The organism is Dickeya lacustris, assembly GCF_029635795.1.
GTDB classification, from domain to species: domain Bacteria; phylum Pseudomonadota; class Gammaproteobacteria; order Enterobacterales; family Enterobacteriaceae; genus Dickeya; species Dickeya lacustris.
Map to the genome: position 1 here is coordinate 2,749,448 of NZ_CP114280.1, position 23,873 is coordinate 2,773,320.

Genomic DNA, 23,873 nt, shown 5'->3' on the forward strand with positions numbered 1-23,873 from the left:
ATTTTAGTTGCATAAGGGTGTGATATGGATCGCACTTTTTGTGAAACCGCAAATAGTAACCAATGTGATAATTGACTTGTCATTTACGAACAACCCAAACGAAAATTTAAAATGAAGGAAATTATCATGAACATGAAAACTCTTTTTGCTGCCATCGTACTGAGCACCCTGTCTGCAGGTTCTTTCGCTGCGACCGAAGTACAGTACCCACAGGGCCAGGAAGTCGGCAGTGTTTCTGCTACTGCCAACACGCTGGATAGCCTGCAAGCGAAACTGGCTGCCAAAGCGGATGCCGCCGGTGCTAAATCTTTTCAGATAACTGCCGTTCAGGGCGACGATACGCTGCATGGCAATGCGGTTCTGTTTAAATAATGCGTTGTAAACCTGGCCGGGGTGTCTTCTCCCTCTCCTCCCTGGCTTGATTGACGGCCCTCCTTTTGTGTCTGTTGTGTCTGATTCTTATGTTTTAACCGGGCTTTGCCCGGTTTTTTTATGTCTTCCAGGCATTGGGGCAGGCACTGAGACGTCGGTATCATGCGCGGTATAAACCTGTATTGACGAAGGAGGATATACCGTGAAAACCATAATAGCGGGTGCCGTGTTGCTGGCCTCATTGCCATGTCTGGCGGCTCAGTCTGACTATGACATGGCGATGTGCCGTGATGGCTATTTCCCCGATTACCCCGGGCAGTATGCCCGTGCCAAAATCAAAGCCTCTGAGGGGAATAAAGCCTATTTCTATGATGATGATACGGATAAAGGCTGCCCGGCGAATCAGGCGTTATGTCAGCAAAAAGCCTATCTGATAGAAGGGGATAGCGTGCTGGTCGCACAAGAGCGTGATGGCTGGTCGTGCGTGTGGTATCAGGGTAAGAAGAGTACCTTTGTCGGTTGGCTGCAATCAGGTCTTGTTGAAAAACAGGCCACTGCCGCCCCCGTTTTCCGCGATTGGCTTGGTACATGGCGTAATGGCGAGAACGTTATTACTCTGGCGCAAGGAAACAACGGGACGCTGCGCATAAAAGGCCGCGCGTATTGGCGTGGCGGCATGTCTTCCTCCGGTGAGGAAATTGTACACATGGGCAGCCTTTCCCAGACGGCCAGACCAGCAAGCGATAAGCTGGAATGGGGGACGCCAGCAAAAGAATTTGAGTGTGCCGGAGTGATGCGCATAACCAGCGGCCATCTGATTGTCGCGGATAATAATGAGTGCGGCGGAATGAATGTCAGTTTTAGTGGTGTTTATCGTTTGCAAAAATAACGATGGGGAGAAACTCGCGCGGTGATAAAACGGCTCCGATATAGAGCCGTTGACGAGGCCACCATTGCATCGGCGGCCTCTGCAAGGGAGTTATTCCAGCCCTTTGGCTTGTGCCGCTGCTTTGACGATAACCGCGAAGGCATCTGCTTTCAGTGACGCGCCGCCAACCAATGCGCCGTCAATGTCCGGCTGGGTGAACAGCTCTGCCGCGTTAGATGCGTTGACGGAACCGCCGTACTGGATGATCACTTGTTCAGCCACGGCCGCATCCTGGCTGGCAATATGGTCACGAATAAATTTGTGCACCGCCTGTGCCTGTGCCGGAGTGGCGGATTTACCGGTGCCGATGGCCCAGACAGGTTCGTAGGCAATGACTGCGTTGTCGAACGCTTTTGCGCCCAGCGTGTTCAGCACTGCGTCCAACTGACGTGCGCAGACGGCTTCGGTCTGGCCCGCTTCATTTTCCGCTTCGGTTTCACCAATACACAGTACCGGAATCAAACTGGCTTCTTTTAATACGGCGAATTTTTTCGCGATGAACTCATCGCTTTCATGGTGGTAGGTGCGACGTTCGGAGTGGCCGATGATGATGTATTTCGCGCCAAGGTCTTTGAGCATCGTAGCGGAGGTTTCGCCAGTGAACGCACCGGCGAGGTTGACGTCCACATTCTGGGCACCCAGCGCACATCCGGCTGCCGGCCAGTTGATGTTTGGCCTGATCCAGATAAAGGGCTGGCGGCGCAATGGCTACGCCACAACCGGTGACGGTGCTCAGTTCGCTGCGCAAACCGGCGATCAGGTCTTGAACCATGCTGGTGCTGCCGTTTAGCTTCCAGTTGCCCATGACTAAGGGATGTCGCATCTTGTTTCCTCCAGGCATATTGCCAGTTAATCAATTCATGGCTGCGTCAGGCAGCCAGTCTGACGAGTGTATCGAACTGCCGATAGTATAGAGTTGAAATAGCGTGGTGGCTCTGTTTTTCGTGCCTAATTATCGAGGCGATCACGAATCAGATAGTGTTAGCTTAATCGGTTCAACAGCGAAAGTTAGCCCTTTTTCGCCGTGATCAACCACGACATAACGCAGTGCGCCTTCAGTCTGTTGGTAAAACCGTTGTCCTTTGCCTTTCTCCAGCAACGTTTCCACTTTTTTCAGACTTTGCTCGCCGGTGAGTGACGGCATAAAGGTGCGTAGCAAGGCTGCCATATAATCGATGGCCTGTTTACGGCGGCCATTTTGGTCGGGGTCGCGCGCTTTTGGCAGCCAGGTTATCTGTAGGGTTTTAATTTTTCCGGTGCCTTTTTCCAGCGCCGTGGATGAATAAAGACGCTCATTGATGCGGCTGGCCGCGCGAATCAGCGCGGGCGAGTCATCACCGGTATCGATAACTTTATACTCGCCAAGCGGCAGAGAAGGGTTGCTCAGGTTATAGCGGGTGCGGAACTGCAACAGATTCATATCAAATGTCGGGGCGCTGGGTAACAGATACGGCGCCGTGGCCGCCGCGCGCGGTTGAAAGAGCGTATCCCCCCTGACGAAAGGCGGGCACAGCAGGCTGACTGACAGGCAGCAGAGTATCAGCAGGGTATTTTTCATCATGTTGTTGTCATCATCAATTTTTGTCATAAGACAGTCTGCATCGTCAGGTGTTGCGGATATGCTGTGTGATTAAAACGGGATCTGTGAGCGATTGTCAAAACGCGCGATGAAAAACCCGTATGGATTTAAGGTAAAATCCTGCCGTAGCACAGCATTTAGGAATAAACGTGATGACAATACAACAATGGTGTTTTTCATTTCGCGGCCGATTGGGTCGCCGGGATTTCTGGCTGGGGATGGTATTCGTGCTGGTACTGATGGCGGTGCTGTTTGTACTGGCAGATATTGGCTGGCTTGAGACACAGAAGGCCGCCTTTGCGCTGGTGGTGCTGATGTGGCCTCTGGCGGCAATGCTGGTGAAAAGATTACATGATCGCGATCGCAAAGGTAGCTGGGCGCTGCTGTTGATAGTGGCCTGGATGCTGGGAAGCGGTAACTGGGCAATGCTGCCTGCGCTGGTGCAGTGGTTGGTTGAGCGTTTTATACCGGTGTTGATTGCGGTCATGATGCTGCTGGAGTGCGGGCTGCTAGCGGGCACCTCAGGGGCGAACCGCTTTGGCGCACACAGTGAGCCGCTGCGGTTGCGTAACAGCGAACGCTGACAGAACCTGCCTGAAATTACCAGTAATGCTCGCTAGTGATGTGGCCGGGACGACGGCGTAAGTGCTTGGCCATCTGGCGCGTGTCTTTTAGCAATTGCTGGGTATCCCTGACCATCTGCGGATTACCGCACAGCATGACGTGACTGGTCTGTGCGTTAAGCGGCAGGCCGACGGCGGCTTCGAGCGCACCATTTTCGATAAGCGTCGGCAAGCGTCCGGTCAGCGAGCCGGGTTGTTCCTCGCGGCTGATGACGGTCTGGATACGCAGTTTATCCGGGTAGCGCTGCTGTAAGTGTTGCATCAGCGGCAGGTAGCTGAGGTCACGCGCGAAGCGTGCGGCGTGAACCAGCACAATGTGCTGAAAGCGATCCAGGTCGTGGCCTTGCTGCAAAATAGACAGATAAGGGCCAATCGCTGTGCCGGTTGCCAGCATCCACAGCGTGTCGCAGTCCGGTACTTCTTCCAGCACGAAAAAGCCAGCGGCGTCTTGCGTGACCAGCACCTCATCACCCGGTTGACAGCGGTGCAGGTGCGGGCTCAATTTGCCCTCCGGCACGTTGACCAGATAAAACTCCAGTAGCGGATCATCGGGGGCATTAACGTAGGAATACGCCCGCTGTATACGCTCGCCATCCAGTTCAAGCGCCAGCTTGGCAAATTGCCCGGCGCTAAACGGGGCGACTGGCGCACTTAGCCGCAGACTGAATAAATTTTCCGTCCAGTGTTCAACGGCAACGACCTTGCCTGTTACCCACTCTGCCATGATGTCATGCTCCTGTTGTTATCACGCGACGTTCAGGGCCGCTTGCTGCCCGACCCTCACCATACGCTATCTTTTAACAACTGTGAAACCTTTCGCCCGCTTCGATTTTTGCGCCCGCCAATCGCGGCCCGGCGCTTAATCGGTGCGGCTGCGGCACCATTACAGCAAAAATTCGTGCAGCGCGGCGTCCTTACGATCCAGATAATGGGTGGAACTGATGCGGCGAATAGTGCGGGATTTGCCGCGAATCAAGAGTGTTTCGGTCGTCGCGATGTTGCCGCGCCGGGCGATACCGTTGAGCAGGTCGCCTTTGGTGATACCGGTAGCGGAGAAGATGACATTGTCGTTACGCGCCATATCACTCAACATCAGCACCTTGCCTGCTTCAATGCCCATTTCGCGGCAGCGCGCCAGTTCTTGTTCGCCGAGCTGACGATTGTGTTCGTTGTCTTCTTTCACCTGATGGCGAGCCAGCAGGCGGCCTTGCATATCGCCATCCAGGGCGCGAATGACCGCCGCTGAAATCACACCTTCAGGCGCGCCGCCGATGCCATAGAGCACATCAACTTCGCTTTCGGGCATACAGGTCAGAATCGAGGCGGCGACATCACCGTCAGGAATGGCGAAGACTTTTACCCCAAGCTGCTGCATGTCGGCGATGACCGTGTCGTGACGCGGCTTGGCAAGCGTGATCACCGTCAGTTCGTTCAAGGGTTTTTCAAGCCGCTGGGCGATGCGTCTTAGGTTCTCTTCCAGCGGCAGGTCGAGGTCGATAACGCCTTTGGCCTGTGGCCCGACGATCAATTTTTCCATGTACATGTCAGGTGCATGGAGAAAAGCGCCTTGCTCACCGACGGCCAGTACCGCCAGCGCGTTCGCCTGGCCCATTGCCGTCATACGCGTGCCTTCAATCGGGTCAACGGCGATATCTACCGCATCGCCATGGCCTGTACCGACCTGTTCACCGATGTACAACATCGGCGCGTCATCAATTTCCCCCTCGCCAATGACGATGCGGCCATTGATATCGACTTGATTGAGCATAATACGCATCGCTTGTACGGCGGCGTTATCGGCGGCGTTTTTGTCTCCGCGCCCAAGCCATTTGTAACCGGCAAGCGCAGCCGCTTCAGTAACGCGAGAGAATTCGATGGCTAATTCACGTTTCATGGATAGCAGTCCTGAAAAGGGGGATAAGAAAAGACGAGATTGGGGCGTAATGGTAGCACAGGCGGGGAAATGGCAGATGGCTGACGGCGCTGAAAAACGGGCGCGATAGCCGCGCCCGATCAAAGTATGGCGTGATTTACTCGTCGTGATCTTCCCAGGCGCGCGCGCGCTCTACCGCTTTTTTCCAGCCACGATAGCGAACGTTACGCTCAACGGTTTCAATGCTGGGGCGGAATTCCTGTTCAATCGCGGTTTTGCTTTTCACCTCATCCAGATCGTTCCAGAAGCCGGTGGCCAGGCCCGCCAGGAACGCAGCACCCAGTGCGGTGACTTCGCGGATAACCGGGCGTTCGACGCGTGTACCTAAAATATCCGACTGGAACTGCATCAGGAAATTGTTAGCGACGGCACCGCCATCGACCCGCAATGATTGCAGACGGGTATCGGCATCGGCTTGCATGGCGTCGAGCACATCGCGCGTTTGATAGGCGATAGACTCCAGCGTCGCGCGAATAATGTGATTCGCATTGACGCCACGGGTGAGCCCGAAGATAGCGCCTCGCGCATACGGGTCCCAGTAGGGAGCGCCCAGGCCGGTGAACGCAGGCACCACGTAAACGCCGTTGGTGTCTTTCACTTTGGTGGCGAAATATTCGGAGTCCATGGCGTCATTGATAAGTTTTAACTCATCGCGCAGCCATTGAATGGACGCGCCGCCGATAAACACCGCGCCTTCAAGCGCATAGTTCACTTCACCGCGCGGGCCGCAGGCGATGGTAGTCAGCAGGCCGTGTCTGGAGCGAACGGCTTCTTTACCGGTATTCATCAGCAAGAAGCAGCCGGTGCCATAGGTATTTTTCGCCATCCCCGGTTGAACACACAATTGGCCGTATAATGCCGCCTGTTGGTCGCCTGCAATACCAGCGATAGGAATACGGGTGCCGCCTTTACCGCCAATATTGGTCTGGCCATAAATCTCTGAAGAGGGGCGCACCTGCGGTAGCATGGCGCGTGGGATGTCCAGCGCCTCCAGCATGCGCGTATCCCAGTCCAGCGTGTGGATATTGAACAACATGGTGCGCGAGGCGTTGGTGTAGTCAGTAACGTGCGCGCGGCCCTGCGTCATTTTCCAGATAAGCCAGGTGTCGATGGTGCCGAACAGCAATTCGCCACGCTTTGCTTGCTCACGCGCGCCTGCTACGTTATCGAGAATCCACTTCACTTTGGTGCCGGAGAAATAGGGGTCAACCACCAGGCCGGTGTTGGCGCGGATGTACTCCTCCATCCCGTCTTTTTTGAGCTTTTCACAGATATCGGCAGAGCGGCGGCACTGCCAGACAATGGCGTTATAGATAGGTTTACCCGTCTCTTTTTCCCAAACAACCGTGGTTTCACGCTGATTGGTGATACCGATACCAGCGACTTCATCGCTGCTGATACCCGCTTTCGCCAATACTTCTACCAGCGTTGAGCTTTGTGAGGCCCAGATTTCCATCGGGTCATGTTCTACCCAGCCGGCTTTCGGGTAGATTTGGGTGAACTCCCGCTGTGACACACTGACGATATTCGCGTCATGATCCAATACGACGGCGCGTGAACTGGTCGTTCCCTGGTCGAGTGCGACAATGTATTTTTTTTCCTGGTTCATAAACGTAATCCTGTTCGGGGAGAGGGTTAGACCTTACGGGTTTGAGCTGAAGGTGCGCTGTCGCTGTCAGCCGCACAGACGTCACAAGGCAGGTTGCGGCCAATCAGGGCGCGGTAGCCGAGCGCGCCGAGGCAAGCGCCGACAATCGGGCCGAAAATCGGTACCAGAATATAAGGAATATCACGACCGCCGGTGAGCGCTATCTTGCCCCAGCCTGCCAGGTAGGCAAACAGTTTAGGGCCGACATCGCGCGCCGGATTCATGGCAAACCCTGTGAGCGGGCCCATGGATGCGCCAATCACCGCGATCAGAATGCCGATGAGCAAAGGCGCCAGCGGGCCGCGAGGAATACCGTTGCCGTCATCGGTGAGCGCCAGAATCAGGCACATCAGGATAGCGGTGATAACCATCTCCACTAAAAACGCCTGAAGTACCGAAATATGCGGGTTCGGGTAGGTGGAGAAAATGCCTGCCAGATCAAGGCTTTCCACGCTGCCGCGCACCATGTTGTGGGTTTGTTCGATGTTATCGAACAAATTATGGTACAGGCCGTAGATAAGCGCCGCCGAGCAAAATGCCCCAGCCACCTGAGAGACGATATAAGGCAGCACTTTGCGCCCGTCAAAGCAGGCGAACAGCCATAATGCAATGGTCACGGCAGGATTAAGATGTGCGCCAGACACCGCTGCGGTCAGGTAAATCGCCATCGCGACGCCCAACCCCCAGACAATGCTGATTTCCCATAATCCAAAACTGGCACCTGCCAGTTTGAGTGCCGCAACACAGCCAACGCCAAAAAAGATCAATAAGCCAGTGCCGAGAAATTCGGCAATACACTGGCCTTTAAGGGAGGAAAGTTCAGATTGACTCATGATGCTTGTTTCCACCTGTGGGTTTACAGTAGGGAAAGAGGATGCAAGGCCATGCGGTGAACCCTGCGTATCAGGCTGGTCTCGTTGAGCCGAGTACGGTAACGGCCAGGCTCTTTTTGTATTTCGGATGTGAATTTATCGTTAATGTTCGAAAACGAGAAATATCGAAATTAAAATGTGTGTGACGCGTCAAGAAAATGAGCGAGTTCGCGTCATCAACGCCATTTTGTGAGAATTCGGATTTTTCGTGGCCGAGATTCTGTTAACGCAAATGTTGAATCCATTAACATGACCGCCCGTTAACGATGGCAAAAGATCTTTTGGGGCGATGCCGATAGCTTGTCAGCGAAAAAGCAGGCAGAGTTATGGTTTTGCCTATGGTGTTGCTGGACAGCTCTGGACCGGCTACATACAATCATCATGTGCTGACTTGTCAGACGTTTATGCCCGTCAAGGGACGGCTGTGCGGTCAATGAATATCAGATTCGGCGATCAAACGTCTGAGGTTCATCTGTTCGTGATGACGTCTGCGTTAACCGGCCTAGGCCGTGCGATCAAAAGGGGTTTGAAGTTATGTCATTTGAAGTGTTTGAGAAGCTGGAAGCGAAAGTTCAGCAGGCGATTGACACGATCACGCTGTTGCAGATGGAAATCGAAGAGCTGAAAGAGAAGAACAACACGTTGTCGCAGGAAGTGCAGAGCGTAGCCGATAGCCGCGATGCTCTGGTGCGCGAGAACGACCAACTAAAGCAGGAACAACAGGCATGGCAGGAACGTCTGCGTGTGCTGTTGGGTAAGATGGAAGAAGTGTAATCTCTGCGGGTATTGCCGCTGCGGCGGTAATACCCGTATCTTACGTCTGGACATGTTATTCCAGATCGAGCGGGTCTTCAGACAGGATGATGCCTGTGTTATCGGCATACAAGTGATCGCCTGAGAAGAACGTCACGCCGCCAAAATTCACCCGGATGTCTGTCTCGCCGATGCCTTCGCTGGCTGCGCCTGCGGGTGTTGCCGCCATCGCCTGAATACCGATATCCAGCTCGGACAGTTCATCAACCTGGCGCACCGCGCCGTAAACCACGATGCCTTCCCATTCATTCTGGGTTGCCAGCCGCGCCAGACCAGCATCAATCAATGCGCGCCTGACCGAGCCGCCGCCATCAATCAGCAGTACCCGACCTGCGCCGCTTTCTTCCAGCACATCGAACAACAGACCGTTGTCCTCAAAGCATTTCACCGTAGTGATTTTGCCGCCGAATGAACTACGCCCGCCAAAATTGGAAAAAAGAGGTTCAACGACATTGACCTCTTCATGATAGATATCACACAGTTCGGAAGTATCGTATTTCATAGGAGCCACGTCTGTCGCCGCTGAGAATGTGGGGGGAGTATATCCCTTTCTGTTGACTGTTGGCAAAATCATCAACAGTGGTTTGACCGGCGTCAGGGATAGGCCGGTTTTTTAGCACCGGCCGATACAGCGTCTTGTTGATACCGGCGTCTTGTCGATGCCGACATACCGTTGAGAAGTTCGTGTGGCGGCGGCCATCAACTCAATAACACGCCGACGGCGAACAGCAGGTTGGTTAGCAACGCGCCTTTAACGGTTTTCTCCAGCATGGGACGCATGCTGAATGCGGCTGTCTCGCGCATCACATAGCGCCCCTGATGTACCAAAAGCGGCAGGGCCAGAATAAACATCCAGCCTGCCAGCGTATGCAGGTACAGCGTGGCGAACAGCGCCAGACAAACCGGTGCGGTCATTAACAGCAGCATATGGTAACGACGCGCTTTATGCGCGCCGAGGCGCACGGCCAGCGTGTTTTTGCCATTCTCTCTGTCGCTGTCAATATCACGCAGGTTATTGATATTTAATACAGCAACCGCCAGCAGGCCGCAGGCGGTTGCGGGCAGAATGACGATGGTGTCGAAGTAGCCGGTTTGCAGGTAATAGGAACCGGCAACGCTTAACCAGCCAAAGAAAATCAGTACCGAGATATCGCCAAGCCCGATATAGCCATAGGGCTTGTTACCGACGGTATAGGTAATCGCCGCCAGAATCGCCAACACGCCCAGAGACAGGAACACCACAATATCCACGGGTTTTTCGCACGCCAGTACCACCAGCGCGCTGCCTGCAACAGCGGTGAGCGCTACGGTGATGAATAACGCCCGGCGTAACTCCGGCAGGCTGATGGCACCGGTTTGAATGCCTCGCAATGGGCCCAGGCGATCGGGTTTGTCGCTGCCTTTTACGGCATCGCCATAGTCGTTAGCCAGATTGGATAAAATTTGCAACAGTCCGGCGGTAATCAGCGTTAGCAATGCGACACCGGGCTTAAAGCTGCCGTGCCAGAAAGCAATCGCTGTACCGGTTACAATCGAAGCGAAGGCGAGCGGTAGCGTTTTAGGCCGCAGGCTGTCTAACCAGGCTTGGGTTTTACTGCTATGTGTCAGTTGGGTCATGGCGTTAATCGGTCAGGGTATCAATGAGTGTCAGGGCGCTGCTGGCAGCGTATGTTGCCAGCAACAGCAGTCAACGTTCTTACGGCGCAGGCGATGTGCTGTTCCGAGACGCTTCATCTGTTCAGAGAAGTTTCATCCGTTCAGAGAAGCTTCGTCCGTTCAAAAAGCGTCTTTTTTCATACAGATTACATGCAACCGTTTTGAAATCGCAGGCCTGATAATGCTGACAAAAACAACAGTGGGAGGCATGGGCCTCCCACTGTTGAGTCATCAGTGCAGTCCGTGAACACGGATTATAAGATAAATCGGCTCAGATCTTCATCTGCTACCAACTCGTCAAGGTGACGACTCACATAATCTGCATCAATGGTCACGGTTTGGCCGTTCATTTCACTGGCACCGTAGGACACATCTTCGATTAAACGCTCCAAAACGGTATGCAAACGGCGCGCCCCAATGTTTTCTGTGCGCTCATTGACCTGCCAGGCGGCTTGAGCGATTCGGCTAATACCGTCCGGCGTGAACGCAATGCTGACGCCTTCTGTTGCCATCAGTGCCTGATATTGGCGGGTGAGCGATGCGCTGGGCTCGGTCAGAATGCGTTCGAAATCCTCTGTCGTCAGAGCCTGCAATTCAACACGAATCGGCAAGCGACCCTGCAATTCCGGGATCAAATCTGACGGGCTGGCGACCTGGAATGCGCCGGAGGCAATAAACAGGATATGGTCAGTTTTCACCATGCCGTGTTTGGTCGAGACCGTACAACCTTCAACCAGCGGCAGCAGGTCACGCTGTACCCCTTCGCGGGACACATCCGGGCCTGAGCTTTCACCACGCTTACAGATTTTGTCGATTTCATCGATGAAGACAATACCGTGCTGCTCTACGGCCTCGATAGACTGCTGTTTCAGCTCTTCCGGGTTCACCAGCTTGGCGGCTTCTTCTTCCACTAACTGTTTGAAGGCTTCGCGGATTTTGACCTTGCGGCTTTTTTGTTTCTGACCCGCCAGATTCTGGAACATGGACTGTAACTGATTGGTCATCTCTTCCATGCCCGGCGGTGCCATGATTTCCACCCCAACAGGAGCGGCCGCCAGCTCGATTTCTATCTCTTTATCGTCCAACTGACCTTCGCGCAATTTCTTGCGAAAAGCCTGGCGCGCGGCGGAAGGCTCGTTGCTCTCTTCCGGCTGCCCCCAGTTATTCTTGGCTGGCGGAATGAGCACATCCAGAATGCGTTCTTCTGCCAGTTCTTCCGCGCGATGGCGGTTTTTCTCCATGGCCTGCTGGCGCACCATTTTGACCGCAACATCGGTCAAATCACGAATAATGGAATCAACTTCTTTACCCACATAACCCACTTCCGTGAATTTTGTCGCTTCCACCTTGATAAACGGCGCGTTAGCCAGCTTGGCGAGACGGCGGGCGATTTCGGTTTTACCCACCCCGGTCGGCCCTATCATCAGAATGTTTTTGGGCGTGACTTCATGGCGCAGGCTCTCTTCGAGTTGCATACGGCGCCAGCGATTACGCAAGGCGATGGCGACAGCCCGCTTTGCCTGATGTTGGCCGATGATATAGCTATCAAGCTCGCTGACAATTTCGCGCGGAGTCATTTCAGACATAGTGGGGTCCTTACGCCTTGGAGGCTAATTCTTCAATCGTGTGGAACTGGTTGGTATAAATACAGATATCACCGGCAATACCCAGAGATTTCTCGACAATCTCACGGGCGTTCAAGTCGGTGTTCTCCAGCAGGGCGCGGGCGGCGGCCTGTGCATAAGGGCCGCCGGAGCCAATGGCGATCAGGTCGTTTTCCGGCTGAATCACATCACCATTACCGGTAATGATCAGCGAGGCATTTTCATCCGCGACAGCCAGCAAAGCCTCCAGACGCCGTAGCATGCGGTCAGTACGCCAGTCTTTCGCCAGCTCCACCGCCGCTTTCACCAGATGGCCCTGATGTAATTCCAGCTTACGCTCGAACAATTCAAACAGGGTAAAGGCATCCGCAGTGCCGCCAGCGAATCCGGCAATCACTTTGTCGTTATACAGGCGGCGCACTTTGCGCACATTCCCTTTCATTACGGTGTTGCCTAATGTGGCCTGGCCGTCACCGCCGATTACCACCAGACCATTGCGGCGTATGCTTACAATTGTTGTCACGAGTGTATCCCCGTTACTGAGAGAAAGGCCCCCGCGCGAACGCGGGGCATATTGACGGTAAACATGGGGTGAGGGGGGAGGGTTTTCAACCCCCGCTGGCTAACGGGATACAGTTAGACTGGCCCATTCCTTTGAGTTTTTGCGCCATTTTATCGGCTGTAGCGCGGTTGTTATAAGGGCCAAGGATGATCCGGTGCCAGCCGCCGCTGTTGGTGATGCGGCTTTCTACACCGGCAAATGCCAGCTCTGCCCGAACGGATTCAGCCGGTTCCGCCGTTTTAAACGACCCGCATTGCACCATCCAGCGCTGCTCTTTCTCCGGTTTGGCCTCAGGTTTAGCCTCTGGTTTCGCTTCAGGCTTAACCTCGGGTTTCGTGGCGTTGGCTTTATCGGTTTTTGACGTTTCAGGCCGAACGTTGTCTGATTTGGCATTCTCAGCTTTGGCGCTCTCTCTGACCGGCGGTTCCGGTTTACGCACCTCGGCCACCGGTGCTTTTGGCGCGCTGGCCGCAGGCGATTGTACGCTGGCGGCAGGCGCGGCGTGACGCACACTGGGTACCGGCGGTGTCGCGGCGCGTGGCGTACTCGGTTGCAGAGTCACGGTGTTACCGCCCGGTGCGGCGGGGATCACCATTTGTGATTTAGGGGCTGTGCGAGCCGGTGCCTGACTCTGGTCGTTATACGGCACCTCACTGAGCGGCGTTGGCTGGCGCTTCATGTCTGACTGCATCTGGTCAAGCAATTGCCGCTGCTCATCGGTCAGTTGCCCTGGCGATTGAATTTCTCCCCCCGCTGATGGCTCTGTTGGCGATGTAACACCAATCTGGCGATTTTCCAGCTCTTTAATATAACGCCAGCGCTCTTCAGGTTTAGGCGGCAAACCGTTGCCTTTGCTGCTCTGACGCGGCAAAACCGGCGAGTCGTCCGATTTATTGTGTGCGATGAAGTAAAGCCCACCGGCGAATGTGACCAACACGGCAACCGCCAGCGCCATCATGGTTTTGGATACGCCTGAGGAGCCTCCCCGTTTGCGGTTGGATGTTTTTTTCCGGCTCGTTGCAGAGCGTCCCCGGCTGACATAGTCTCGTTGTGCCACAATCGTTTCGTTGCGAAGAAAATAAGTAACAGGTCGCCATGTTACTGAACCCTAAAATATTTGACCAGCACCTGAATTCTTAAAGCCTGTAACCTGTGATGCCGGTACAGCGGTACTGTCGCGGATAATCAATTGACTACTCATCAGGCGCGACCCTCTGCGCACCTTGTGTTGCTGCAATTGCGCCAGCAGTAATAGCGTCGCTTCTCGCCCGATTTCATAGCGCGGCTGGGAGACGGTCGTCAGCGCCGGAAAGCAGTGGTTGGCCTGTTCTATGTCGTCAAAACCAATCAATGACAGATCGCGCGGCACGTCCAGGCCCATTTTTCGCGCCTGAGTCAGCGCGCCCAGCGCGATAATATCGCTATGGCAGAACAGCGCCGAAGGCGGGGTAGGGTGCGACATTAGCCGAGCCAACCCTTTGGCACCGGCGTCATAGCTAAAATCGCCGTGAACAATATATTGGTTATCGACCGTTAACCCGCAGCGCCGTAGCGCCTGTATATACCCCTGTAGCCGATATTCACTGAGTGGAATCTGCTCAGGGCCTGCGATACAGGCAATGCGTCGATGCCCCAACTGATGAAGATAGCAGACGGCCTCAAATGCGGCGGTGAGGTTGTCGATATGTACGGTCGGCATATCGAGTTCGGGGGCGAACTCGTTCGCCATCACCATCGGTGGCAGGTGGCGTCGCTCCTCTTTGCTGACATCAAACGGCAGCGGCGAGCCCAGCAGCAAAATTCCATCGATTTGACGGGCGGTGATTAAGTCAACAAACGTTCGTTCGCCGTTACGCTGGTAGGCGCAATCGCCAATCAAGACCAGATAGCCGCGTTGCGCCGCCGTTTCTTCAATGCCACGCAGCATCTGGCTAAAAAAGGGATCGCAGATATCCGGCACCAGTACCAGAATGGTGCGTGATTCATGCCGTTTTAGGTTGCGGGATAAATTTTGCGTCGAGTAGCCTACGGCCTGTGCCGCCTGCTCGACTTTTTTACGCGTGAGGGCTGAGACTTTGTCCGGGCTGGTTAACGCGCGTGACACTGTTGCCGTAGAGACGCCTGCTTTGTCGGCGACATCTTTCATGGTCGCAGGTGGCGTAAATTTTTTCTGCTCCAATGTATTTTCTCCTTGCGTCAGTGTGACCTGGCGCGCTCTTCAGGCTGTGGTCAATGGGCGTGTGCTCTGCTGGATGAGTGTACAACCCGTAGCCGGAATGCCGCTTTTGGCGTGGAAACCGCGCGAGCGTGGGCAGACCGGGGCTCGTTTCCCTGTGCGCTGAGTTTTCCTGCGCACAGAGCGAACACCGCCAGGTAAGCCGTTATGCTGGAAATAGGTATGTGATTGGCCTATGCACTGCAATCAGCATACTGCTTTCACCACCGCGCTTAACAGGTTAAAGGCAAGGTTTATCAAATAATTTACGCCCTTGCCGTGCCGATGCATGGTTTTTCGGTACGCGCCGCAAAAACAGCGATTGGCGGTGGCGCAGTGCCGGAGCCGTGGTGCAGAATCGGCGGGCTTGCTCTGTCAGTTATCCGTCGGGTCGATATCCAGCACCCATTTTACTTTGCGTGCTTGCGGCAGCGTTTCTATCAGTACCAGCGTGGTACGAATCAGCCGCTGTAGTGTGGTGCGCGATGGATGTTGCAACAGCAACTGCCAGCGAAAGCGGCCGGCCCTTTTGGGCTGTAACGCCGGTGTCGGCCCCATGACCCACAGTGACTCGTCGCGCAGCGGGCTGGCATCGAGCAAATTGCGTAACTGTTGCAAAAACACACTGGCTTGCTGGTTATCATGGTCATCGGCTCTGAATAACGCATGACTGGTGAATGGCGGCAGAAAAACGCTCTGGCGCTCTTTTAAGGTCTGGCTGGCGAACGCATCATAGCCCTGGTGTAGCAGGGTCTGTAGCAACGGATGTTCAGGGTGGTGCGTTTGTAAAACCACTTCACCGGCTTTGCCCGCGCGCCCTGCCCGCCCTGACACCTGTGTATAGAGCTGGGCAAACCGTTCGGTGGCGCGAAAATCGGCGCAGAACAGCGAGCCGTCAACGTCCAGCAACGCAACCAGCGTCACATCGGGAAAGTGGTGGCCCTTGGCCAGCATTTGGGTGCCTATCAGAATGCGGGCGCCGCCCTGACGTACATGGGCCAGTTGTTGTTCCAGCGCTCCCTTACGGCTGGTGGTATCGCGATCGATACGGGTGATAGGCGTGTCGGGAAAGAGCGCCGGTAAGGCATGCTCCAGTTGTTCAGTCCCGAGTCCCACCGGCACCAGATGAGTTGAGCCGCAGTTGCGGGCACTGCTGCGGTATGGGGCGTTGGCTGTCACAGTGGTGGCAGCGCATCATTTTCTGATGCTGATGTAATGTGTAGTAACTGTCGCAACGCTGGCATTCCGCTATCCAGCCGCACTCATGGCACAGTACCACCGGCGCGAAGCCGCGACGGTTGAGGAATAAAATCACCTGATTGTCTGCGGCCAGATGCTGACGGATACGTTCGATTAACGGCTGCGACAAACCACAGTTAAGCGGTAATCCTTTCAAATCCAGTAAATGCTGTTGTGCCAGTCGCGCGTTACCGGCGCGCTTGCTAAGACGCAACTGGCGATATTTTCCTACCTGCACGTTGTAGAGAGTTTCCAGCGCGGGGGTGGCGGAGCCCATCACGACGGGAATGTTTTCCTGTCGCGCGCGAAAGACCGCCAGATCGCGGGCGTGGTAACGCCAGCCTTCCTGCTGCTTGTAGGAGTTGTCGTGCTCTTCATCAATCACGATGACGCCCAGACGGGCAAAGGGGGTAAACAACGCAGAACGGGTGCCAATAACAATCGCTGACTCCCCTGCACGGGCTCGCAGCCAGACTGAGAGCCTTTCGCTGTCATTGAGCCCTGAGTGCAGCGCCTCGACCGGCGCATTGAAACGATCGCGAAAACGCGCAATGGTCTGGGGTGTGAGGCCGATTTCCGGCACCAGCACCAGCGCCTGTTTACCCTGCGCCAGGATATTTTCTAACACGCTGAGGTAAACTTCGGTTTTGCCCGAGCCGGTAATCCCCGCCAGCAACCAGGCGGCGAAACGATCGTCTTCGCTGCGAATAGCGCCGACTGCCGTGGCTTGTTCGGTGTTGAGCCGTAACCGCTCCGTTGCCAGACTAAACGCGCCATGCCAATCCTGCCGGGGCTGCACCTGCGCACGCAAATCGCATAACCCTTTGGTGCGCAGGGCCTGAAGGGGCGCTTCGGTAAGGCCGCTCTGGGCGATTTGGTGACGGTAGAGCGGCCCCTGCAATAGCGCAGCCAGCGCCTGTTGCTGCTTGGGGGCTCGTTTTAACGTCATCAGCGGGGTCGCGCGACCCTGTTCTGTTGCAAACCACTGCCAGAGTGGGGCGCTGTGTGCCGGTTTCCCCTGACGCAGTAACACCGGCAGCGCATGGAATAACACTTCCCCCAAAGGGTAGTGATAATACTGCGCCGCCCATTGCAACATTTGCCATAAGCTTTCAGGGTAGAGCGGGGCGTCATCCAGCACCTCATTGATGGCTTTAAGTTGCTCTGGAGGTCGTTCACTCTGGTGACTCAGTGCGGTAATAATGCCGGTCATTTTACGGTGGCCGAAAGGCACACTGACGCGCATTCCCGGTGCAGCCGTGGCGCAACCGTCAGGAAGTCGGTAATCGAAGGTGCGCGCCAGCGGCACTGGCAGGGCAACCTGAACGATGGACAGAGTCTGGGTGTTCAAAGGTGTCATCCGGGGTTGGCTATCGTCTCGTGTCGTGAGCCGTCTTTGTGGTAGTACACGCGACAGTTTTTCTTAGCGTACAATCGTTGCCACGGTACTGTGCGGTGGCGACTTGTGCAATGGTTGTCGCGTGCGATGTTGCCGTGCGATAGATTGCATCGGCTGGCTAATTTCTGTATGATCCGCCGCCTTCACACCCTGTATTGCACATGACATGCGCAGCCGCGCGGGTTTTGTTGTCAGGGCGTGAACATTCACTATAGACAACTTCGTGTGGTGTCTGGCGGAACAGGGCTGGATAGCGACACGGCCTTAACAGAGGTTTCCCATGAAAGAAGGTATTCACCCGAATTACGTTGAAATTACCGCGACTTGCTCTTGCGGTAACGTCATCAAAACCCGTTCCACCGCTGCTCATGACCTGAACCTGGACGTGTGCGGTGCTTGCCACCCGTTCTTTACCGGCAAACAGCGTGTTGTTGACACCGGTGGCCGTGTTGAGCGTTTCAACAAACGCTTCAGCGTTCCGGGCAGCAAGAAGTAATTATCGCGGTGGCGAGGTTGGCGCTGTTATGGCGTCCAACCAAAACGGTTCGAAGGCGAACCGTTCCACCAAAACAAAGGCACCTGCGGGTGCCTTTGTTGTTTGTGTCGTTGTTGCTTATATCGCTGTCGTTTTTATTGGATGCGGCCCGCATGCTGTACTCGCGCGAGCCTGACGCCGCTCAATATTCCCAGGTATCCGGGTCAATCCCCATCTCACGCATAATCACCTTCGCCTCTTCAGGAATTTCATCACTGCGTTCTTTACGCAGATCATCATCATTCGGTAAAGGTTGGCCGGTAAAAGCGTGCAAAAACGCTTCACACAGTAACTCGCTATTGGTTGCGTGACGCAGGTTATTGACCTGGCGACGGGTGCGTTCGTCTGTCAGTATCTTTAACACCTTTAAAGGGATAGATACGGTGATTTTTTTAACCTGTTCACTTTTCTTGCCGTGTTCAGCGTATGGGCTTACGTATTCGCCATTCCACTCAGCCATGGGATACCTTAAATATTGATCGTGATGAAAACAGTCACTGGCATAAAACACCATAATTCTAACGATTATTATAGGGATGCTCAATCTATACGCAAAGAAGTTTAGAAGTCCAGATGTATTGACGTCTATATTGTCCGGGTTTACTCTACTCTTCTTCACATCTGCACCAGTCAGGAAAAGCACCGATGACGCGTAAACAGGCTACTATTGCAGTTCGCAGTGGGTTAAACAATGACGAGCAGTACGGCTGCGTTGTTCCCCCTATTCATCTCTCCAGCACCTATAATTTCACCGGTTTTAATGAACCCAGAGCCCATGACTACTCGCGGCGCGGCAATCCGACCCGCGATGTGGTGCAACGCGCGCTGGCGGAGCTGGAAGGCGGAGCGGGTGCGGTGTTAACCAACACCGGTATGTCGGCAATTCTGCTGGTATGCACCGTATTTCTGCGCCCGGGTGATTTGCTGGTCGCTCCTCACGATTGTTATGGTGGCAGCTATCGTCTGTTCGATAGCCTGAGTAAGCGCGGTGTGTTCCGGGTGAAGTTTGTTGATCAGGGTAATGAGGCCGAGCTTCGCGCTGCGCTGGCGGAAAAACCGAAGCTGGTACTGGTAGAAAGCCCGAGTAACCCGTTGCTGCGCGTGGTGGACATTGCGGCTATCTGCCAGGCGGCGCGTGACGTAGGGGCGGTAAGCGTGGTGGATAACACCTTCCTGAGCCCTGCGCTGCAAAACCCGTTGAAACTGGGGGCGGATCTGGTGGTGCATTCGTGTACCAAATACCTCAATGGGCACTCGGATGTGGTGGCTGGTACGGTAATCGCCCGCGATGCTGAGGTGGTGACGGAGCTTGCCTGGTGGGCCAATAATATTGGCGTCACCGGTGCGGCATTCGACAGCTATTTACTGCTGCGCGGTTTACGCACGCTGTCGCCGCGTATGGCGGCGGCGCAGAAAAACGCGCTGCAAATTGTGGAGTATTTACGGCATCAGCCGTTGGTGAAAGCGTTATATCATCCTTCGTTGCCAGAGAACGCCGGTCATGAAATTGCCTGTCGGCAGCAGTCCGGTTTCGGCGCGATGTTGAGTTTTGAGCTGAACGGTGATGAAAATACCCTGCGCCGTTTTCTATCGTCGCTGGAGTTGTTTACTCTGGCAGAGTCACTCGGTGGCGTAGAAAGCCTGATTTCGCATGCCGCCACCATGACGCACGCGGGCATGGCGCCGCAAGCGCGGGCCGCTGCGGGGATTTCGGAAACGTTATTGCGTATTTCGGTGGGTATTGAAGACGGTGACGATCTGGTTGCCGATCTCGACCGGGCCTTTCAGTCAGCAGTCAAGGGGTAATAATGGGTGCGTTAGGGGGATCTGCGGTCAAAGGACGGCAGTTGCATAAATTTGGCGGCAGCAGCCTGGCTGATGTGAAGTGCTATCAACGTGTTGCCGGTATCATGGCGGACTACAGCCGCCCAGGTGATTTGATGGTGGTGTCTGCCGCAGGCAGTACCACGAATCAGTTAATCAGTTGGTTGACCCTCAGCCAGACGGATCGCCTTTCTGCCCATCAGGTGCAGCAGTCGCTGCGCCGCTATCAGAGCGATTTAATCGCCGGGTTGCTGCCAGCGGAAGCGGCAGCCGCGTTGACGCAAGCATTCATCCGTGACCTTGAGCGGCTGGCCGCGTTGTTGGATGGCAATATCACCGATGCGGTATACGCCGAAGTTGTCGGGCATGGCGAAATTTGGTCGGCCCGGCTGATGGCGGCCGTGCTGAGTTTGCGCAATTTGCCTGCCGACTGGCTGGACGCCAGAGCTTTTTTACGCGCCGAACGCGCCGCACAGCCGCAGGTTGACGAAGGGCTTTCCTGGCCACTGCTGCAACAACTGCTGGCGCAGCATGCCGGTCAGCGGCTGGTGATCACCGGGTTTATCAGCCGCAATGAGGCGGGTGAAACGGTGTTGCTGGGGCGCAACGGCAGTGACTATTCCGCTACCCAGATTGGTGCGCTGGCGGGAGTTGAGCGCGTTACCATCTGGAGTGATGTTGCCGGGGTGTACAGCGCTGACCCGCGTAAAGTGAAAGATGCCTGCCTGTTGCCGTTGCTGCGCCTCGATGAAGCCAGTGAACTGGCGCGACTGGCGGCCCCGGTTTTGCATGCCCGCACATTACAGCCGGTTTCCGGCAGCGATATCGACCTGCAACTGCGTTGCAGTTACCAGCCTGAACAAGGCTCAACCCGAATCGAGCGCGTGTTGGCATCGGGCACCGGCGCGAAAATTGTCACCAGTCATGATGATGTGTGCCTGATTGAACTCAATATTCCTGCGTCTCACGATTTTGCGCGCGCGCAGAAAGAGGTTGAGCAACTGTTGCAAAAAGCCCAGATAAGGCCGCTGGCGCTGGGGGTACATCAGGATCGCAACCTGCTGCAACTGTGCTACACCTCTGAAGTGGTGCGCAGCGCCTGGCAGGTGCTGGAACAGGCGGCGTTGCCGATGTCACTGCATTTGCGCGAGGGGCTGTCGCTGGTGGCGATGGTGGGCGCGGGCGTGTGCCGTAATCCGCTGCACAGCCACCGTTTTTATCAGCAACTGCATGACCAGCCGATTGAGTTTGTCTGGCAGGCGGAAGATGGCATCAGCCTGGTGGCGGTGTTGCGCGTTGGGCCGACGGAGCATCTGATTCGCGGCCTGCACCACTCGCTGTTCCGTGCAGAAAAGCGTATTGGCCTGGTGCTGTTTGGCAAAGGTAACATCGGCTCGCGCTGGCTGGAGCTGTTTGCCCGCGAGCAAAGCCTGATTTCGGCGCGCACCGGTTTTGAGTTTACGCTGGCTGGCGTGGTCGATAGTTCGCGCAGTTTGCTGAATTACGATGGGCTGGATGCCAGCCGGGTGCTGGCGTTTTTTGGCGATGAAGCGCAGGAGCGTGATGACGACGAGCTGTTTTTGTGGATGCGCGCCCATCCCTATGATGACCTGGTGGTGCTCGATGTGACCGCCAGCCAGTCGGTCGCCGACCTGTATCTGGATTTTGCCAGTTACGGTTTCCATGTGATCAGCGCCAACAAGCTGGCCGGTGCGTCGGGGGGCGATAATTATCGTCAAATCCGCGATGCGTTCGCCAAAACCGGCCGACACTGGTTGTATAACGCCACCGTCGGTGCAGGCCTGCCGGTTAACTATACCGTGCGCGATTTACGTGAAAGCGGCGACAGTATTCTGGCTATCAGCGGCATTTTTTCCGGCACGCTGTCGTGGCTGTTTTTGCAGTTTGACGGCACGGTGCCCTTTACCGATTTGGTCGATCAAGCCTGGCAGCAAGGGCTGACGGAGCCCGATCCGCGCGTTGACCTCTCCGGGCAGGATGTGATGCGCAAACTGGTGATTCTGGCGCGTGAAGCGGGTTATGAGATTGAGCCGAATCAGGTGCGCGTTGAGTCACTGGTGCCCGCTGGTTGTGCAGATATCTCGGTCGATCAGTTCTTTGAAGAGGGCGAGTCCCTGAATGAACAGATGCTGCAACGGCTGGAAGCCGCCAATGAGCTGGGGTTAGTGCTGCGTTATGTCGCCCGGTTTGATGTGAATGGCAAAGCGCGGGTTGGCGTCGAAGCCGTGCGACCGGATCATCCGCTGGCCGCCCTGCTGCCCTGTGATAACGTGTTTGCCATCGAAAGCCGCTGGTATCGTGATAATCCGCTGGTCATTCGCGGGCCGGGAGCCGGTCGGGACGTTACCGCCGGGGCGATTCAGTCCGATCTCAACCGTCTGGCGCAGCTGTTATAACGCTTTGCCCGGTGTGTAACTGTCAGATGTGTAACTGTCAGATGTGTAATACTGCGTTATTGAAAGTGAAAGCCCGCTTCGGCGGGCTTTTTTGTCGGCAGACGTTCAGCATCAGGCGGGGTTTGGCGTTTTGGCGGCAATCTCGTCTAGCTGTGCAATCTGTTCGGGTGACAGAACCACCTGCGTCGCCGCGAAGTTTTCCCGCAGGTGATGCACGGATGATGTGCCCGCGATAACCAGAATATTGGGCGAGCGCTGTAGCAACCACGCCAGTGCAACCTGCCGGGCGCTGATACCCTGGGCTTGCGCGACTTCCGTTAACACCATGGATTGCAGCGGTGAAAATCCCCCTAACGGGAAGAAGGGAACATAGGCCACGCCTTTTGCCGCCAGCGCGTCAATAAAGGCGTCATCATGGCGATGTGCCAGATTGTACTGGTTTTGTACACAGACGATGTTCGTCATCGATGCCGCTTCGGCATACTGCGATGGGGAAACATTTGACAGGCCGATGTGCCGAATGAGCCCCTGTCGTTGCAACCCGATGAGTACGTCCAGCGGCGCGGCGATAGCGTGTTCATCCGGCCCGTGCGCACCCCCCACGCGTAGATTCACCACATCCAGCGCCTCTAACCCAAGGCTTGTGAGGTTCTCATGAACGGCGCGAGTCAGCCCTGCGGGCGTCAGGTCAGGGTGCCATGACCCCTGTTCACCGCGCACGAAGCCGTATTTTGGTGATGATGGTCAGGTCGTCGGTATAAGGATGGAGCGCTTCGCGAATCAGCTGGTTGGATACGCCGGGGCCATAAAACTCCGCAGTATCAATGTGATTTGCTCCCAGTGCGACCGCTTCTTGCAGTACGGCGATAGCGGCGTTTTTATCGCGAGCGGGGCCCCAGACATGTGGCCCGGGCAGTTGCATCGTGCCGTAACCCATTCGTTTGAGGGTGAACGATGTGCCCGGCAGGGTGAATGAACCGCCGAGATGGTGTGTGGTTGTCATGATTTCTGTTCCTTTGGGACTGCGTTATCGGTTAGTCGAGTGCGACGGTAATTTTTCCGCGCGCTTGTCGGGAAAGAAGCCTGTTCCAGGCATCATCAAAGGTGTCTAGCGGTACATGTCTATCAATCACCACCCGCACGCCTTGATGAGCAATCTGCGTGGCGAGTGCCTGCAAACCGCTGCTATAGGGTTTGGCATAAAACATGGTGGCAGTAACGCCGTACTCTCTGGCGAGAGTGTCGTCCGGCGGCATCGCGGTGGAAACTAAACGACCGGATTGTCGCAGCACCTGATAAGAGCGGGTTTGTGTTTCACCCCCCACCAGATCTAACACCACATCGACTGGCGGTATCGAAGTTGTGAAATCTTGCATCTTGTAGTCGATAACGGTCTCCGCTCCCAGACGACGAGCCAGCTCCACGCCATCACCGGAAGCCGTCGCAATGACATGCGCGCCTGCGTGGCGTGCGAACTGAATGGCAAAGCTACCGACGCCGCCTGCGCCTGCGTGGATAAGCACGGTTTCTGCTGCCTTCAGGCCAGCGCTGGAAAATAAGGCGTGCCAGGCCGTGATCCCGGCGGTCGGGAGGGCGGCCCCTTCGATGGCTGATAACGCGGGCGGCAGCGGTACGCAGCATGCGGCGGGGACGG

General features: G+C 55.5%; 20 protein-coding genes and 3 pseudogenes. 7 read left to right on the forward strand and 16 right to left on the reverse strand.

Going from position 1 to position 23,873, the window contains the following annotated elements:
• Positions 1 to 126: 126 nt before the first annotated feature.
• Positions 127 to 372: a multiple stress resistance protein BhsA gene (bhsA, locus tag O1Q98_RS12475; protein WP_125257875.1), complete on the forward strand. Its 246-nt coding sequence runs from the start codon at positions 127 to 129 to the stop codon at positions 370 to 372.
• 202 nt (positions 373 to 574) lie between these two features.
• Positions 575 to 1,261, forward strand: a complete 687-nt coding sequence (locus tag O1Q98_RS12480) for a hypothetical protein (RefSeq protein ID WP_125257876.1) — start codon at positions 575 to 577, stop codon at positions 1,259 to 1,261.
• A 90-nt stretch (positions 1,262 to 1,351) separates the two neighbouring features.
• Here the strand turns inward: O1Q98_RS12480 and tpiA are convergent.
• Positions 1,352 to 2,123: pseudogene (gene tpiA, locus O1Q98_RS12485) on the reverse strand (triose-phosphate isomerase).
• 141 nt (positions 2,124 to 2,264) lie between these two features.
• Positions 2,265 to 2,861 (reverse strand): DUF1454 family protein, encoded by a 597-nt coding sequence (locus O1Q98_RS12490; RefSeq protein WP_164512933.1) that lies wholly within the window; start codon positions 2,859 to 2,861, stop codon positions 2,265 to 2,267.
• Positions 2,862 to 3,031: 170 nt separating this feature from the next.
• Between O1Q98_RS12490 and O1Q98_RS12495 the strand changes: the two genes are divergently transcribed.
• The gene (locus tag O1Q98_RS12495; RefSeq protein WP_125257878.1) at positions 3,032 to 3,463 is read left to right on the forward strand and encodes a DUF805 domain-containing protein; all 432 of its coding nucleotides are present in this window, start codon (positions 3,032 to 3,034) and stop codon (positions 3,461 to 3,463) included.
• A 16-nt stretch (positions 3,464 to 3,479) separates the two neighbouring features.
• On the opposite strand, the gene fpr is transcribed toward O1Q98_RS12495, so the two are convergent.
• The 4 genes from fpr to O1Q98_RS12515 all read right to left on the reverse strand — a co-directional run bounded on the left by fpr (position 3,480) and on the right by O1Q98_RS12515 (position 7,916).
• Positions 3,480 to 4,226, reverse strand: coding sequence for a ferredoxin--NADP(+) reductase (fpr, locus tag O1Q98_RS12500; RefSeq protein WP_125257879.1), 747 nt, complete (start codon positions 4,224 to 4,226; stop codon positions 3,480 to 3,482).
• Between the two features lie 159 nt (positions 4,227 to 4,385).
• Positions 4,386 to 5,396, reverse strand: coding sequence for a class II fructose-bisphosphatase (gene glpX, locus O1Q98_RS12505; protein WP_125257880.1), 1,011 nt, complete (start codon positions 5,394 to 5,396; stop codon positions 4,386 to 4,388).
• Positions 5,397 to 5,532: 136 nt separating this feature from the next.
• Positions 5,533 to 7,044, reverse strand: coding sequence for a glycerol kinase GlpK (gene glpK / locus O1Q98_RS12510; RefSeq protein WP_125257881.1), 1,512 nt, complete (start codon positions 7,042 to 7,044; stop codon positions 5,533 to 5,535).
• Between the two features lie 26 nt (positions 7,045 to 7,070).
• Positions 7,071 to 7,916 carry an MIP/aquaporin family protein gene (locus O1Q98_RS12515; RefSeq protein ID WP_125257882.1) on the reverse strand — a complete coding sequence of 282 codons (846 nt, stop codon included), beginning with the start codon at positions 7,914 to 7,916 and terminating at the stop codon, positions 7,071 to 7,073.
• A 573-nt stretch (positions 7,917 to 8,489) separates the two neighbouring features.
• Here O1Q98_RS12515 and zapB point away from each other — a divergent pair.
• On the forward strand, positions 8,490 to 8,729 hold the full coding sequence (zapB, locus tag O1Q98_RS12520; RefSeq protein WP_125257883.1) for a septal ring assembly protein ZapB: 240 nt from the start codon (positions 8,490 to 8,492) through the stop codon (positions 8,727 to 8,729).
• A 55-nt stretch (positions 8,730 to 8,784) separates the two neighbouring features.
• Here the strand turns inward: zapB and rraA are convergent, their stop codons facing one another.
• From rraA to priA, 7 genes and pseudogenes are all read right to left on the reverse strand, one after another.
• Complete coding sequence (rraA, locus tag O1Q98_RS12525; RefSeq protein ID WP_125257884.1) at positions 8,785 to 9,270, reverse strand: ribonuclease E activity regulator RraA; 486 nt, start codon at positions 9,268 to 9,270, stop codon at positions 8,785 to 8,787.
• A 197-nt stretch (positions 9,271 to 9,467) separates the two neighbouring features.
• Complete coding sequence (locus O1Q98_RS12530) at positions 9,468 to 10,385, reverse strand: 1,4-dihydroxy-2-naphthoate polyprenyltransferase (RefSeq protein ID WP_125257885.1); 918 nt, start codon at positions 10,383 to 10,385, stop codon at positions 9,468 to 9,470.
• Positions 10,386 to 10,678: 293 nt separating this feature from the next.
• The gene (hslU, locus tag O1Q98_RS12535) at positions 10,679 to 12,010 is read right to left on the reverse strand and encodes an HslU--HslV peptidase ATPase subunit (protein ID WP_125257886.1); all 1,332 of its coding nucleotides are present in this window, start codon (positions 12,008 to 12,010) and stop codon (positions 10,679 to 10,681) included.
• A 10-nt stretch (positions 12,011 to 12,020) separates the two neighbouring features.
• Positions 12,021 to 12,551, reverse strand: a complete 531-nt coding sequence (hslV, locus tag O1Q98_RS12540; protein ID WP_125257887.1) for an ATP-dependent protease subunit HslV — start codon at positions 12,549 to 12,551, stop codon at positions 12,021 to 12,023.
• 85 nt (positions 12,552 to 12,636) lie between these two features.
• Complete coding sequence (ftsN, locus tag O1Q98_RS12545; RefSeq protein ID WP_125257888.1) at positions 12,637 to 13,647, reverse strand: cell division protein FtsN; 1,011 nt, start codon at positions 13,645 to 13,647, stop codon at positions 12,637 to 12,639.
• A 51-nt stretch (positions 13,648 to 13,698) separates the two neighbouring features.
• Entirely contained in the window at positions 13,699 to 14,769 is a 1,071-nt protein-coding gene (cytR, locus tag O1Q98_RS12550) for a DNA-binding transcriptional regulator CytR (protein ID WP_125257889.1), read from the reverse strand.
• Between the two features lie 411 nt (positions 14,770 to 15,180).
• Positions 15,181 to 17,380: pseudogene (gene priA, locus O1Q98_RS12555) on the reverse strand (primosomal protein N').
• A 343-nt stretch (positions 17,381 to 17,723) separates the two neighbouring features.
• On the opposite strand from priA, the gene rpmE reads away from it, so the two are divergent.
• On the forward strand, positions 17,724 to 17,939 hold the full coding sequence (rpmE, locus tag O1Q98_RS12560; protein WP_125257890.1) for a 50S ribosomal protein L31: 216 nt from the start codon (positions 17,724 to 17,726) through the stop codon (positions 17,937 to 17,939).
• A gap of 181 nt (positions 17,940 to 18,120) precedes the next feature.
• Here the strand turns inward: rpmE and metJ are convergent, their stop codons facing one another.
• Entirely contained in the window at positions 18,121 to 18,438 is a 318-nt protein-coding gene (metJ, locus tag O1Q98_RS12565; RefSeq protein ID WP_125257891.1) for a met regulon transcriptional regulator MetJ, read from the reverse strand.
• A gap of 185 nt (positions 18,439 to 18,623) precedes the next feature.
• Between metJ and metB the strand changes: the two genes are divergently transcribed.
• On the forward strand, positions 18,624 to 19,784 hold the full coding sequence (gene metB / locus O1Q98_RS12570; RefSeq protein ID WP_125257892.1) for a cystathionine gamma-synthase: 1,161 nt from the start codon (positions 18,624 to 18,626) through the stop codon (positions 19,782 to 19,784).
• A gap of 2 nt (positions 19,785 to 19,786) precedes the next feature.
• Positions 19,787 to 22,219: a bifunctional aspartate kinase/homoserine dehydrogenase II gene (locus O1Q98_RS12575; protein WP_125257893.1), complete on the forward strand. Its 2,433-nt coding sequence runs from the start codon at positions 19,787 to 19,789 to the stop codon at positions 22,217 to 22,219.
• 111 nt (positions 22,220 to 22,330) lie between these two features.
• On the opposite strand, the pseudogene O1Q98_RS12580 reads toward O1Q98_RS12575, so the two are convergent.
• A pseudogene (locus tag O1Q98_RS12580) lies at positions 22,331 to 23,222 on the reverse strand (oxidoreductase).
• Positions 23,223 to 23,253: 31 nt separating this feature from the next.
• Entirely contained in the window at positions 23,254 to 23,742 is a 489-nt protein-coding gene (locus O1Q98_RS12585) for a zinc-binding dehydrogenase (RefSeq protein WP_278141773.1), read from the reverse strand.
• Between the last annotated feature and the right edge of the window lie 131 nt (positions 23,743 to 23,873).

Excerpts from the sequence above, each read along its gene's own strand:
- glpK (WP_125257881.1), bottom strand. The coding sequence starts at position 7,044 with ATGAACCAGGAAAAAAAATACATTGTCGCACTCGACCAGGGAACGACC.
- O1Q98_RS12495 (WP_125257878.1), top strand. The coding sequence starts at position 3,032 with ATGACAATACAACAATGGTGTTTTTCATTTCGCGGCCGATTGGGTCGC.
- hslU (WP_125257886.1), bottom strand. The coding sequence starts at position 12,010 with ATGTCTGAAATGACTCCGCGCGAAATTGTCAGCGAGCTTGATAGCTAT.
- bhsA (WP_125257875.1), top strand. The coding sequence starts at position 127 with ATGAACATGAAAACTCTTTTTGCTGCCATCGTACTGAGCACCCTGTCT.
- rpmE (WP_125257890.1), top strand. The coding sequence starts at position 17,724 with ATGAAAGAAGGTATTCACCCGAATTACGTTGAAATTACCGCGACTTGC.
- zapB (WP_125257883.1), top strand. The coding sequence starts at position 8,490 with ATGTCATTTGAAGTGTTTGAGAAGCTGGAAGCGAAAGTTCAGCAGGCG.
- O1Q98_RS12530 (WP_125257885.1), bottom strand. The coding sequence starts at position 10,385 with ATGACCCAACTGACACATAGCAGTAAAACCCAAGCCTGGTTAGACAGC.
- O1Q98_RS12490 (WP_164512933.1), bottom strand. The coding sequence starts at position 2,861 with ATGATGAAAAATACCCTGCTGATACTCTGCTGCCTGTCAGTCAGCCTG.
- metB (WP_125257892.1), top strand. The coding sequence starts at position 18,624 with ATGACGCGTAAACAGGCTACTATTGCAGTTCGCAGTGGGTTAAACAAT.
- O1Q98_RS12515 (WP_125257882.1), bottom strand. The coding sequence starts at position 7,916 with ATGAGTCAATCTGAACTTTCCTCCCTTAAAGGCCAGTGTATTGCCGAA.
- O1Q98_RS12575 (WP_125257893.1), top strand. The coding sequence starts at position 19,787 with ATGGGTGCGTTAGGGGGATCTGCGGTCAAAGGACGGCAGTTGCATAAA.
- metJ (WP_125257891.1), bottom strand. The coding sequence starts at position 18,438 with ATGGCTGAGTGGAATGGCGAATACGTAAGCCCATACGCTGAACACGGC.
- fpr (WP_125257879.1), bottom strand. The coding sequence starts at position 4,226 with ATGGCAGAGTGGGTAACAGGCAAGGTCGTTGCCGTTGAACACTGGACG.
- rraA (WP_125257884.1), bottom strand. The coding sequence starts at position 9,270 with ATGAAATACGATACTTCCGAACTGTGTGATATCTATCATGAAGAGGTC.
- glpX (WP_125257880.1), bottom strand. The coding sequence starts at position 5,396 with ATGAAACGTGAATTAGCCATCGAATTCTCTCGCGTTACTGAAGCGGCT.